Source organism: Lysinibacillus sp. NPDC056185 (assembly GCF_047737915.1).
Taxonomy (GTDB): domain Bacteria; phylum Bacillota; class Bacilli; order Bacillales_A; family Planococcaceae; genus Lysinibacillus.
Window position 1 is genome coordinate 1 of the sequence record NZ_JBLLLQ010000057.1, and the last position, 13,051, is coordinate 13,051.

Annotated in this window: 17 protein-coding genes and 1 pseudogene; 2 read left to right on the forward strand and 16 right to left on the reverse strand. The window is 31.8% G+C overall.

What is annotated here, in order from left to right; translation table 11 throughout:
- Window positions 1–139 precede the first annotated feature (139 nt).
- From ACMZ42_RS26275 to ACMZ42_RS26295, 5 genes are all read right to left on the reverse strand, one after another.
- Complete coding sequence (locus ACMZ42_RS26275; RefSeq protein ID WP_370079778.1) at window positions 140–457, reverse strand: hypothetical protein; 318 nt, start codon at window positions 455–457, stop codon at window positions 140–142.
- Window positions 458–710: 253 nt separating this feature from the next.
- Window positions 711–1,340: a hypothetical protein gene (locus ACMZ42_RS26280; RefSeq protein WP_415733322.1), complete on the reverse strand. Its 630-nt coding sequence runs from the start codon at window positions 1,338–1,340 to the stop codon at window positions 711–713.
- A gap of 202 nt (window positions 1,341–1,542) precedes the next feature.
- Window positions 1,543–1,842 (reverse strand): hypothetical protein, encoded by a 300-nt coding sequence (locus ACMZ42_RS26285; protein ID WP_415733323.1) that lies wholly within the window; start codon window positions 1,840–1,842, stop codon window positions 1,543–1,545.
- A 136-nt stretch (window positions 1,843–1,978) separates the two neighbouring features.
- On the reverse strand, window positions 1,979–2,392 hold the full coding sequence (locus ACMZ42_RS26290; RefSeq protein WP_370079772.1) for a hypothetical protein: 414 nt from the start codon (window positions 2,390–2,392) through the stop codon (window positions 1,979–1,981).
- A gap of 202 nt (window positions 2,393–2,594) precedes the next feature.
- Window positions 2,595–3,269 carry a hypothetical protein gene (locus ACMZ42_RS26295; protein ID WP_415733324.1) on the reverse strand — a complete coding sequence of 225 codons (675 nt, stop codon included), beginning with the start codon at window positions 3,267–3,269 and terminating at the stop codon, window positions 2,595–2,597.
- A 280-nt stretch (window positions 3,270–3,549) separates the two neighbouring features.
- Between ACMZ42_RS26295 and ACMZ42_RS26300 the strand changes: the two are divergent.
- A pseudogene (locus ACMZ42_RS26300) lies at window positions 3,550–3,803 on the forward strand (IS3 family transposase); the annotation flags it as partial.
- A 126-nt stretch (window positions 3,804–3,929) separates the two neighbouring features.
- On the opposite strand, the gene ACMZ42_RS26305 reads toward ACMZ42_RS26300, so the two are convergent.
- Window positions 3,930–4,826 (reverse strand): DegV family protein, encoded by an 897-nt coding sequence (locus ACMZ42_RS26305; RefSeq protein ID WP_415733325.1) that lies wholly within the window; start codon window positions 4,824–4,826, stop codon window positions 3,930–3,932.
- Window positions 4,827–5,056: 230 nt separating this feature from the next.
- Here ACMZ42_RS26305 and ACMZ42_RS26310 point away from each other — a divergent pair, with 230 nt between their 5' ends.
- Window positions 5,057–5,434 (forward strand): IS66 family transposase, encoded by a 378-nt coding sequence (locus tag ACMZ42_RS26310; protein WP_415733335.1) that lies wholly within the window; start codon window positions 5,057–5,059, stop codon window positions 5,432–5,434.
- Window positions 5,435–5,833: 399 nt separating this feature from the next.
- Here ACMZ42_RS26310 and ACMZ42_RS26315 read toward each other — a convergent pair whose 3' ends face one another.
- The 10 genes from ACMZ42_RS26315 to ACMZ42_RS26360 all read right to left on the reverse strand — a co-directional run bounded on the left by ACMZ42_RS26315 (window position 5,834) and on the right by ACMZ42_RS26360 (window position 12,789).
- Window positions 5,834–6,154 (reverse strand): hypothetical protein, encoded by a 321-nt coding sequence (locus tag ACMZ42_RS26315; RefSeq protein WP_415733326.1) that lies wholly within the window; start codon window positions 6,152–6,154, stop codon window positions 5,834–5,836.
- A 126-nt stretch (window positions 6,155–6,280) separates the two neighbouring features.
- Entirely contained in the window at window positions 6,281–6,781 is a 501-nt protein-coding gene (locus ACMZ42_RS26320; protein WP_415733327.1) for a CPCC family cysteine-rich protein, read from the reverse strand.
- Window positions 6,782–6,939: 158 nt separating this feature from the next.
- Window positions 6,940–7,386, reverse strand: a complete 447-nt coding sequence (locus ACMZ42_RS26325; protein WP_415733328.1) for a hypothetical protein — start codon at window positions 7,384–7,386, stop codon at window positions 6,940–6,942.
- A gap of 337 nt (window positions 7,387–7,723) precedes the next feature.
- Complete coding sequence (locus tag ACMZ42_RS26330; RefSeq protein WP_415733329.1) at window positions 7,724–8,149, reverse strand: hypothetical protein; 426 nt, start codon at window positions 8,147–8,149, stop codon at window positions 7,724–7,726.
- Between the two features lie 82 nt (window positions 8,150–8,231).
- The gene (locus ACMZ42_RS26335; protein ID WP_415733330.1) at window positions 8,232–8,996 is read right to left on the reverse strand and encodes a hypothetical protein; all 765 of its coding nucleotides are present in this window, start codon (window positions 8,994–8,996) and stop codon (window positions 8,232–8,234) included.
- Window positions 8,997–9,460: 464 nt separating this feature from the next.
- Window positions 9,461–9,658, reverse strand: coding sequence for a hypothetical protein (locus ACMZ42_RS26340; RefSeq protein ID WP_415733331.1), 198 nt, complete (start codon window positions 9,656–9,658; stop codon window positions 9,461–9,463).
- Window positions 9,659–9,876: 218 nt separating this feature from the next.
- Window positions 9,877–10,206, reverse strand: a complete 330-nt coding sequence (imm45, locus tag ACMZ42_RS26345; RefSeq protein ID WP_370079757.1) for an Imm45 family immunity protein — start codon at window positions 10,204–10,206, stop codon at window positions 9,877–9,879.
- Window positions 10,207–10,380: 174 nt separating this feature from the next.
- On the reverse strand, window positions 10,381–10,818 hold the full coding sequence (locus tag ACMZ42_RS26350; RefSeq protein ID WP_415733332.1) for an SMI1/KNR4 family protein: 438 nt from the start codon (window positions 10,816–10,818) through the stop codon (window positions 10,381–10,383).
- Between the two features lie 456 nt (window positions 10,819–11,274).
- Window positions 11,275–12,141: a hypothetical protein gene (locus ACMZ42_RS26355; protein ID WP_415733333.1), complete on the reverse strand. Its 867-nt coding sequence runs from the start codon at window positions 12,139–12,141 to the stop codon at window positions 11,275–11,277.
- 507 nt (window positions 12,142–12,648) lie between these two features.
- Window positions 12,649–12,789: a hypothetical protein gene (locus tag ACMZ42_RS26360; RefSeq protein WP_415733334.1), complete on the reverse strand. Its 141-nt coding sequence runs from the start codon at window positions 12,787–12,789 to the stop codon at window positions 12,649–12,651.
- Window positions 12,790–13,051: the final 262 nt, after the last annotated feature.

A 13,051-nucleotide genomic window follows, 5' to 3' on the forward strand; every position in this document is an offset into this window, starting at 1 on the left:
GTCTATATTCTGTTCTACTTCACTCCACTTATCTAATAATTCTTTTCGAATTTCAAGTACTGTTGAGTTCATTCTACTCCTCCATTTAAAAACACATATCATTGAACCTTTTATAAGAGGTAACATATAAATCACTTAACTACGGCATAAGACTACTTACCCACTCTTTAAGATTTACAGTCCACTCTTTACTCTTAACTTTTTTAAAGTAAAGTATCTTGCCATTCCGACTTTCTTCACAATAGAAAATATCATTCAGATTAGTACTTCTTCTCCCAAAATCACCATGAATAGGGAATATTAAAGTAATAACTTCTTTATTTATACCTCTCGTTATTTTCCAATAAACTGTAAAATCATTTGTTACATAATACAATTGATCAGAATATGCATTTGAAACCGACCAGCCACTTTGAATTAGCTGATTCTCTAACATTTCTAAATGTTTAATTGACATAGTTCTCCTTCTTAAAATTGATCCCGGAAATTTTTCTCAAAGTATTTCCATCCTTAGTTAAATGTCTTCAAATTTTTCTGCATTAAAGGAGAACCTCATCCGCAAATCCCCTTGGCTGGTGTTCTAGCAATTGGTTTTTCCATTTACAATAAGTCTTCATCAACTTGATTTCCTCGTACATTATTCAAATATAGTTTCGTTTTCTATCCTCTATTTTATAAAAATAACTTATTTCACTAGAATATTTATCAACCTATGAATATTGCCAATATCCTACTATTGGATTCTTTATTGTATCCTCCGTCACAATTGCATACAAATACACAGCACCAAACCCAAATGGAAGGCTTGTACCTGAATGGAATAATCCATTGGGATAACCGTCCTCATCAATTTGACACAAGAAACTATACCCATCTTTTTCTAATTCTGAGTAATAATATTCTTCTTCTTGGATGTGAAAGGGATTCCCACCAAACTTAATAAAAAAAGGTGTTTCAAAGGCTTGTTCCTCATTTACAAAAATACCTTCTGAAATATAGTGTTTAACAATTCCAAATTCGGTATAAGTGGAATCCAAACTTTCTTTTGAAACCGGATGTTCAAACACGTACAATGAGCAGTTTGGATAAATATTTTTTGAAACACGATTTTCGTATTCTTTTGGTATAAAGACCGAAACCATGTTATTTTTATCTAGTGGACTTACAAAACAAAGATAGAAGTGATAATCAGATCCAATTTCACTAAAAAATTCACTTTTATCGTCAAAATATGCTGGGGCATTTCCACCAATCCATCCATTACCAACATTCTGATTTTTGTCTAACTGAAATATAATACTTTCTTTTCGTTCAACTACTATGTTATTTTTATTCTCCATATTATTATCCAAATAACTTATCGGATTTTACACCCCTTTGCATTGAGTTACTTTCTACAGATTAATCCATGTCTTCAGGCGACTTCATTCCATTACCAAAGTATTCGTACTTCCACACATCGCCATTCGGTTCTGTTTTCTGAATCAAGTGGCCCTATCATAGCTGTAAATCCTAGTCTAAGAAGAGGTTGAAGAGTAAATATTACATCTCTTCCAGCTCATATTGCAAACTTAGGTTTACAATGACTTTACAAACTTCCTCTATTAACTCAATTTCTTGAACTCTTCTGTTACCATTAGTGCAGATGTATATTTCATCCTTGCAATTTTCTATAGTACACCATCGATCCCAATTAAAATCGTCATATGGAAATACAATTACTTTTTGATCCATAATTACATCTTTATACATTTCATTAGACTTTAGGACAGAGAATATTTCCTCGATTACCAAATCTATTTTTTCTTTATCTTCAAGAACTATACTGTACTCAATACCCATATTATCAACCCCTTCTTCATGATTTCTTCATCTTCGTCAGCCAAGTCAACTGCTTATTCGATGGTCTACCGGTATAATATTTTCTTTACATACCTTTTTGAAAGTTTTATATTTAAATTCCATCAAAATATTAAAGTCATCCAACAATCCAGCTAATTATTATCCCTTTTGCCTTTTTCAAATTATCATTATTTAATGTACAAACTATTACTAATTCATTCAGAGTACCTTTGGCATCAACAGTACTATTTCTCCAAGAGGTAAATACGTCCCCTTCAATTGGATTTTCTTGAATAACCCTTATTATTCTCCCATCTTTTTTAGATCTCGCTGAGAATATTGGGTTTCCATCCATCACTTTTTTCCCATTACTGAAAGTGGTTTTATAAAATGGGCTTAACCAATCGCTCTTATTAATATTTTCTGTATCTAGCCACTTAAAAAAGTTATCCATCCAATATTTTTCTAAAGCTTCATATACCTTTTCATCATTTAAATAATTATCAAAACCGTGGATATTTTCTTCTTTATCCAGGACAAACACCTCCAATGCCTTTCACCTATACAACTAACCTTTCATGCACCATTCCCTTTACTAGAAAAGCTTTTTTAGACTTCAGATACATTTGGCGGATGATTTTGAGGTCATGGAATAGACTCCTCAAATTTTACAACATGTAAGGAAGGAGCTCTTAATTTTATTAGCGTTGGCTCTCTATACATTACTCTATTTCTTAAGGAAGGCCATTTGCTTAATTTTTTACTGGACTAATTAAAATCACATTCTTTGAATTGTGAACCTCTAAACAATTGTATTTTTGATTTAAAATCTCAATTGTTTTTCCATACTTCATAAGTGTGATATCTTGGATCACTAAAAAAGGTACACCATTCAGTTTTTCTCTAATATCTTTTATAGAAAGTTTCAAATTAAAGCATTTTCTTATGTCCATAATAAATTTATTTGCATCATTTGGTACTCTGACAACATACACTTTTACCTCATCTATCAAATCAAGTTCGACTGAAGGAACATCTTCTTCATCTATAACAGGATTATTTTCAAGCCAAGTAAAAAAATCAATATCTAAAGAATATAAAGGCGACGACAATGCACCCAAATCTTGATAGAATACGTTTAGTTGGTCGCTATTCTTTTTTAAAAACACTCCTTGACCTCCACCATCATCCCCTATCAAAATATAATCTGGTGCGTAAACACTTACTTCATACAACCCGTTCCTTTCCACTGCAATGTTAAAACCATAAATATTTATTCCGTTTTCAAATGTAACTTCCTCAAAAAAATTCCAAAACTCAATTAGTCTCATAGGTATGTTCGTTTGAAAACTGGTATTGATCTCATTTGCATCAAAGTTTCTTTCTGTTCTAGTGATTAAAGGTGTCGACTTAAAATTTAAAATCATTGATTTCCTCCAATTAAATATGACCTAGTTTATTTGCTATACCTTTAAGGAATCTTTTCCCCATTTCGCTGTTTGTTTCTGAGTTCTTCATTAGTAGAAGGAAAAAACAGACAAGCTAAAGCGATAACCTCTGTATAAATTGTCTGTTTTCTTTACCTAAGGCTCTTTTTTATCTCTTCTGGAATTAATCATCTTCACATTTTTCAAGATTATTTATGAAGGTTACAAAGCTATTTGATAAAAAATTGATGCTTCTTTCTGTAACTTCCCCCAAGTCCAAACAATTGATTCTACACAAGATACGTCATTCGCTTTGGATACTTTATATCAATTCTACCGCAATGCTGCATCTTGCATAGCGATCAAGGTTCTATGTACACATCATATGCGTATCAAAAATCAGTCAAAGAAAAAGGAATTACCCTAAGCATGTCCCGCAAAGGCACACCCACTGATAATTCCCCAATTGAAACGTTCTATCTCGACGGAATCTACCGCACGACAAATGCGCATATGATTCAAATCGTCGAAGACTAAATTACCTATAATAACAATATCCGTATTCAAACAAAATTTAACAGCCAGTCCCCCATACCTGAATGAAAACACTGCTATCATTCAAAAAATAACGTTACATCTGCCATTAGATTACAATTATGTTTATATAGTAACTAATTCAGCTTTCTTTTTCTTAAGTGGTGCAAGCTCTGGTAGACGTACCCAACTTAAACCAAGCGTTCCTTCACCTGCATGAACCGCTACACAAGCACTTAGTGGTAATACGGAGAAGTTTATGAGCGGATATTCGTTCTCTAAAGCTTTTTTCCAAGCGGTTGCGCCTTCTTCATCATTACAGTGAATAATTGCAACTTCAGGGATAATACTTTTTTCTAGATCTGTATTTAAAACATTTTGTACATATGTTTTAGCTCTAGTCGTAGCGCGTACTTTTTCTTTCATAACGGGCTTCCCATCTTCAAATGATATGACAACTTTAATATTCAACAAGTTACTTAAAAATGCTTGAGTCCCTGAAACTCGACCACTTTTATGTAATTGTGATAAGTTAGCCGGAATAAATGAAAGCTCACTGTTATCTGCCATCTCATTGATTCTTTCAACAATATAGCCAGGTTCAAAACCTTCACGCTCTAACTGCTGACCGAGTTTAATCATTTTCATCATCGGAAATGACCCGATTTTTGAATCCACTGGATATACTTCAAATTCAGCTTGACCAGCTGCTGTGAAAGTGCTTTGATAAGTGCCCGAAAGATGTTGAGAGGTATGAATTGCAATTGCACATGTATACCCTTGTTCTTTTAATGATTTATATAAGTCTACAACTTCACCAATAGCAGGTTGTGATGTCTTTGGATTTTTTTTAGCATTTCGTAGCTTTTCGTAAAACTGATCATGTGTCATATCAACAGTTTCGCGTAAAGCCCCTTCTTCGAACACTATATTAAGTGGTAATACGTAAATTTGATTGTCCTGTATGAACTTTTCATCTAACAATGCTGCTGTATCTGTAACCCATGCAATTTTCTTTCCCATTTAAAAGTAATCCCCTTCATCTATCGTAGAATATTATTCATTTTATCTTATGCAACTATACACAGATAAGATCATCATGAGTAGTGATATTTATAATACTGTATTTATTTTTTTACAATCTTCGACATTATTTCGACAATAATTGCGGTAAAAATAGCATTTTATAAGCATACGGTAAGCTATCTAATATTTCATTCGCTAATTGTTGGGCGCATATACGACGTTATTGGCTGAAAGCCGATAGCAAAAATGGGAAAATCGGCTTGGATTACTGTGATCAACTGTATCGCTTAGAACGGCAATATAAGCATCTCTCACCAGGAAAGCGTCGTAAAGCACAGCAAAAGCAATCAAAACCGATTGTCGAAAAGTTTCAGGAATGGGTAGATAAATCGACATTCTTCGGAAAAAACACCTTGGATAAAGTTTCCAAAAATATATTAAATCGTGTACATGGGTTAAAAGTTTCTCTGTTCGATGGTCGGATTGGAATTGATAATAATCCAGCTGAAAATCCGATTCGTACTAATATGATTGGCCGAAAGAACAGGCGTTTTTCTGTGAGTGAAGCTGGTGCTAAAGCGAATGCACTGCTTGAGTCCGGCTGAAACAGCAAAAGAAAATGGTATCGATTTCTATCAACATTTAGTTAAACTAAGGATGGAGCTGCCGAATTTACCGATCCATCAGCAACCCCAAATTTTAAATAAATACATGCCTTGGTCGAAAAATATCCAAGCCACATGTGCAAAATAGCCATCTATTCGAAAAAAATTTCAGATAGATGGACATTCGTAGTGCGGTCCGGAAAGATGCGCATATTTTTTGTATTTCGGGCTTACAACATACGAGATAATACATTTCTATTTCTAAAAAAACACATGTAAAGAAGGACTTAAATACTCTTCTTTACATGCTTTTAAGTTTCATCTTGAAACAAGTAGCCCTGCTTTTTAATTTTTTTATAAGGTGTAACTATAGCTAAACAGTTTAATTTAAATTTTCTGTTATTTCCGAGTAACTGGAATCATTTTTTTATAGACTCCCCTCAAAAATACATCATTAATAGCGGATAATAGTTTCTCTTTGGTGATTTTATCTACTAGTACAACATTTTCCTCATAAAAGAAGCTATACATTTTTAATTCATCATCTACATCTTGCTTAAACCTTGTAGAATCATAAAAGTTGATCTGGAATTCATTTTCATTATTTATTTTTAAAATAGTACCATATAAATAACCTTTTGATTGCATTTCAAATTGAACTAATTCGTCATCTAAATCACAATCGAAAAATACTTGAAAACCATTTTGTTTAATTTCCATTTTATTATCACCTTGTACATTCTGTTTTTACTTTAAACAACTCCTACTTATATTGCTCCGGTGTTACTATATATAGGAATAACATTCAAAATGCTTCTAAATAGAAACCTTAGTTACAGCGAGAAACTACTGTGAATTCTCGTAACCTTTCTTAAAAGGAATTATATTTGTATTAATTTCTTTGAGTTTGCTCTCTCTGTAGTTTCTTAGTGTTGAAGCATTGGCATAACTATAATTGTCTTGAGAGGCTTCTGATTTGCCATCATCCTCCCAAAAACATACTGGGCAAACATCATACTCACCTCTAGATTCTAATGTTAAGTACCCACAACAGTGACATTTGAAAAATTCCTTTTCTTTGCCTATAACAGTGTAATTTTCTTTGAAACAGTCTTTAATAAATTTTTCTAAAAATTCATTTGAAACACCAGCAAATATTTTTTCGCAATAGAAGTTAATTAAAAAATTTTGTACTTCATCAGAGTATAAATCACTGTATTCAATTGAATCTCCGTTATCATCTAAGTAATCAGCACAAAGTCTATCTTTTATTTCGTTTTCAGATAAACTTGATATTTTATTAATAGAATAACATTTAAGCGCAAAGTTCCTACTTAACTTGTGCATTTAATTTTAACCTCCGATAAGGATAATCCTGTTTTTTCAGTGCTTTAGAATTTTTCTATCTTTAACATGCCTTACAAGTATCCACGATTACCTTACGATGAATTTTCTGAACCAATCCTGTCAGATTTGGTTCGTATTCGGTAGGGCTATAATACAAATCAATTTAGCTTGTTGACAGAATACGTCGATGCTATTAATTCAATATAGCTATCATATCCTTTAACAATATAATGTTTCAAATTCAACCTATTTCTGGGGTCGTACTTCTTTATATTTTCCTGTAAATGTTTAGAATCTATCACTTCATAAAATCCTGAATCTGGCTGATGAAGTATCTCTTCATCATTCTCCAAGTGATTTCCAATTGATGATTCCTTAGAGATACAAAAACCATTATAATTGGATTCATCGAAATTTAGCGTTACACATTTAACTTCGGCTACAATTGAAAAAATAATTTCTATGTTAACACATTTTTCTTTATCTATGCTCTTTAATGGTATAGCACCAACTTCAATTCTCACGCCACCCGATTCTGTATATACCAACTCTAAATCAGTAGTAGATATTTTGAATATAAAATTTAATGGCTTTAAAGTTAACATTCTTAAAACCTCCCGTTTTTTCACCTAGGCAACTTGTTTCATTCTTAACAAGACCAGAACCATCTTTATTCTTTGCAATCGATTCACTCGACCTTACATAATCAAGATACTTGTTCAAAAGCGCTCAAACAAACGCTTACCTTAATATATAATTTAACAATTATTTCTGTAATCGTTCCGAGATAAGGAGGAATAAACCCAGTAAATCAAAACACGAAAAAACACATGTCCATGGAATAATACCCTTTACATGTGTTTTATAATTTCCTACAAAGCTACACATTTCCATGTTGTAGATTTCTGTGCTCTTGTTAAATAATTGTAGTGGTTGAAAAAATTATACGCTTTTATCCATTTTTTCATCAGCTATTCTAAATCCATCTGGCAAAATAAGATTGTATTCTTGAGCCACAACTTCAATAACTTCATCGTAACATTCAAGAAAATAATGCTTAAACCCCTTTTCAACTAATGTCTTTTGCTGATTCAAAAAGTCGGAATCAATCACTTCACAAAAACACGTATCCAATAAATTTTCGTTAAAGTAATCAAGACCACAAAGTCCAAACTTGACTACATTTTTAAAAATGAAAGAAATATCAATGCATCGTTCTTCTGTAGAAATATTTGATGCCAACGCAGTTGATAAATTTAACGAAAGTTCAACTTCTCTTGGAAATCGATCCATAATGAGCTTTTTTAAAATCAACGCATCTCTAGCATCCATTACACCCACAGTTGTTTCTATTAACCTGGTTCTCATTATGCCCTCCATTTCTTTACCTAGAGCAACATCCTACCGGCTGTTCCGTAGATACCCATACGTTTTCAATATTCTTTATTTATTACAATTCAAAAACACTACATTTAATTTTATTATAAATCAATTCCTCATTTATTATTTTTTCAATCTCTCTCCAGTCCCCTCCTGCTAACCCTGAACCAATTTTAGGCATCTGTATAGATAATCTATGTATTAATGAAAATCTTGCAACTTCTTTTAAACATAAACGAAGTGCATCGTAATCAATATAAGTTGTACTATCTTTGTAATTTTTCCTCACACCTTTTTGCGCAAGCATATTTGCAATAAAAATTGTTTTCTGTTGATCCACACATACAAACTGGACTTCTCCTAACCTAAATGTTTCTTTGTCATTAGACCATTTTATATATTCTTTTTTTGCAAACGGGAATTGCTTTGATAGAGATAGAACAAAGCCTTTTCCCCATAATCCTAATAGGTTAACAACATGAATGATTAGTGTATTTTGTTCTAAAGGAAGAGAAGCATCACCTTTAAAGTAACTTATTTGAGATTTGTTAACATGATCTAAAATTCCCTCTTTCCACTTACCTTCAAATTCTAATCTAGTAATAGGTATACTATCACTTAAGTCTAAACTATCGATATGTCCATCGTACAATAAAAATCCAATATTTTCGTTCCAATCGTTCAACGATGAAGAAATATACATATCGTTATTGATTATATTGATCTGCCTAGTTGCAACTCCATTCTCAAACTCTGTAAATAATTGTCCGTTACCTTTTGCAAAATCAATATTATCGCATTTGTAGTATAATAAGCTTCCAATCTTTTCCTCCACTAATGTCCACCTCTTTCAGAATATCTAAATTCAATAATAAAATCCCTAATCTAGGTTCACGAACATTTAAAGCTGCAACATCAAAAAAGATACGCTATTTTAGTTTTCAAACATCAACATAAATATTTGCAGCTAATTTAAACACCCAGGGTAAATGTTCGAATCTTCTTAGGATCGAATAGAAAATTCCTACAACTTCCACCCGAAACAAAACTTCTTTCGCTATAATTTCAACGTTTCCCTATTCCAGGTCGGCAATATCTTAAATAGTTTGTAATCAATTGCTGATTCCTTTAATACAGGGGGGCATTACTTTTACTACAACATCCTAATAAAATAAATCTTTCTGAAGTAACTTTAATTGCTCAATTCTCTCTGCTATAAAATCTTTATAACTTTCTTGTGTAAAACACTCAGGCCACGTATTACAGAATTCTTTGTGTGAAATTGTACCTATTATTATTCTAATAATTTCCATGCAATAATATACAAAGGGGTTTATAATAATAATCTTCATCTGAATAGTCTTCCATCACTTTCCTAACCAGCTGTTGCATTTTTATGAATGATTCTTCATTCCACTCTGCATTCATTCTAATGTAATATGCTAACTCCTCATCAGAATCATCATATTCAAGAAACTGCTTTAAACTATCTTTCATAAAATTCAACCCGTACAAGTAATAGCACTGTTAGGTATTCCTCCTTCCACTAAAACCTCTTTTGCTCCTTTTGCCATTTTATTTGCTCGATGAACGGGATCATCTTTATGTACCCTATAATCCATATGGCTCTTTTTTAAAACCATACGTAATAACTACAAATGTAAATGCTAGCACCAACCATGAAGACTACAAACATCTTGCGATTAATGTGGTTTTTAAATATCATAAAAATGGTTAGGGGAGTCTTTGTATATAATGTGTACTTCATCAATTGGACAGTCAATGTATCCCCACTTATTCCAATTTAATTTCAGCCACTTAATATCTATTGCATATCCCTCATTATCTTTTGGAATTGACTCTTGAGGTAAATGTACAAAAGTTAAGCCAGCTTTATATCCAGATGCAACTAATAATGAGTACTGTTTTTGTTGCTCAACAACCATAAAATCTACATAATCTTCATAGGGATATTTCCCCTTACATCTTAGTATTGCTCCGCGTTCTATATTTTCTTTTAAGTCAATCAATTTTATATTCTTCATATTAACCACACCTTAAATTATGTTTTCCAGAAGTATCAGCAGGCAAGTAAACTCATGTAAGGTAGGCTTTTAACAGCTTCATACATATGTTTTTGGATAATTATTAACTGGCTATTTCATTAGTGGATAAAGTTATCCGAAATTTAATTTAACTGCTTGGGAGTAATTCATAAATTACCATTCAGCAAAATTCTCCTCAACGAAATTTCCAAAAGATTTCGATAATACTTCTTTATCTCCTGAGTCGTGGTAGTATATTACGACTTCACCATTAGCATTTATTGCTATTGGATTACCTGAACCATCATCAGAAAAAATTAAGCTTTTGTTAATTTCAGGAGAAAACTCATCTCCTTCAAATGATTCTCTGCACCAATTCGTCAAATTAATAATAGTTTCATTACCTATGGATGAACCATTAGAAAAGGCATGAATTGCTATTCCTGCATAACAGCCTCCAAATCGCTTAATAAATTCTTTATAATCATCATCTAGCTTTATTTGAAGTTCTTCCTCTGCTTTCGCAATCTCTTTAAGCGTGGCAGGTATTCCTTTTAATTCAGGATGATTTTCAAGAAAACATTCTATTCTTTTCATCAGTTCTTCTCTCATTTTTCTTTAACTCCTTTTTTATTTAGCCCCGTCATCCAGCTTTAACATTGCTCGATTCTTTCTCTTGTTCAGCGTTATTTCTTTAAAATTCCTGTTTCCATTTATTAAAATCAGTTCTCTCTTGTGGGGTTAAACCTCCACCTTTGGTATTTCCATTTGGATGCTGTCCTCTATTCCCTATGCTATGGTGTTTGGCTGGTATTGCTTGTATTGGACATTGTGAGTTTTGTTTGTGATGGTGCTGGACTATGATGATTATTTCAATGTCAGTATTGATTTCTTGCTTGATCGAACAATCAAAAAAGTTAGTAATGTTGAAATAGTAAAATACAAAAATAAGTTAGATTTGTTACGAAAATGCAGAGAATTGCAATTAAGTAAAGCTACAATTCTCTGCATTTTTATTTTGCAATTAACAACTAGGGGCGAAGTATTCATATCACTTCTGATGATTCGTTAGATTAAAGGTCGATATATATCTTCCCAGTAAGGAATCATCTCTTCTGAAAAAATATAAACAAAATCATTAGAAGATAGGTTTCCTAAATTATCTAATGCAATTCCAAACTTGAAATATATTTTATAGTTTCTGTTTATAAAATACTCTTCATTTTTCAAACTATCCAATTTAGAACCAAATTTTGATAACAATTTATTATCAATAAAAACTTCCTCTTTACAATTTAAGGCTAGTTGAATTAACTGTCCTTTTTCATTATAAATTGCTTGACTATTCGTCCTATTTTCAGTAGTTATACCCTTTCTATTATTCTTGCTTATTTTTAAAGGAACTCCCCATATTTTTTCAATTTCACTCGGCTGCATGCCGAATTTTAATAATCCTACAGATTGATACGGAGTAATTTCATATTTTAAGTTTTTTTGCTGATTTTCAATACTTCTGAATGGAAAACCTACTTTTATATTTTTCTCGTAAATATTTTTTTGGTTATCTGAATAAATTGTTAATTGGATTCCATCATCAGGAAAATCTATACCGTAAATTGACATGTTGTACTGAGGAAATATATAACATCCATCTACAAAATACGGATTTTCTTTGAATAAAAATTGCTTTGATTCATTCATTAAATCAATTTTTTGTGTATTCAAGAAAATAATCTTTGGGTTACTTACAGAAATACTTACTAAAACATCATCTACAAATTGAAATATATAATCATCTTGATATTGAAAAAATTCTTTTCCATTGACATTTTTCTTATCTAATTCACCTACGATATTGTTTAAGTCTGAAGATGTCATAGATAGCTTTACTTCGTTTAGCCCGATTTTGGGTAATATTTTCAACTCTCTTCTCATACCTTCTACCTCATCTAGATTTTTTTGTTTGTGGTGTGACAGCCTATGATTTCATTGGGGCATATCTTTTGGACATCCATATCGAGTCATAAAAGTTTAACCAAAACTATTTTATCCTTTTCAATAAATACTCAAAAAGCTGACTACAAATAATGTCTTGATGTCCTTCTTTAACTGGAAAACGAAAAAAATACACTTGATCTATATATGAATCAATTTCATAAAAAGGAAGACAAAAAAATTCTGAATAACTCATAAAAATGTTTTTTGTATTTTCAGATATTTCTTCATGGTTCACTTTAAAATTTGTGATGTCATAAAAAACTTCATAATATGTTTTGTTGATTCTCTTAACCGTGACGAAAGGTATTTTATGATTTTGACAATAATTCCAGTGGTCACTTGAGTCGTTATCATTTGATAAATATATGAATTTTATCATCATTAATTTCCTTTCACCCTACATTTCATCTTAGGATTGTTGTCTTTAAATTTGAAGTACCTTTGTCATTTTTCCTTCTTCCACGTATCACCATTTTTTTCAACCTTGTGAACGAGATTCCCTTCATCATCATAAGAAAATTTTGCCTCTCTCGTTTCAAGCAATCTACTTCCGACACCATAGTCGCGATTTATTTTTTCTTTCATTTCAAAAATCTATTTTCATAACAGATAATTTAACGACCTTCCCTTTTTTGAATAGTTTAAGCACTATAACCCCAACTTAGTTTAAAAATTCAAAGCTGCTATCTGCTAACTTTTTTTAGCAATGTACTCTGACTCCCATTCATTATAGTTATTTGGGGGTTCTGTATTAATATCCTCTAACCAATATGTATCACTATATACCATACACATAGCCCAATGATACTCTGTTTCATGACTAAAAAATAATGCATCACTAAATGTC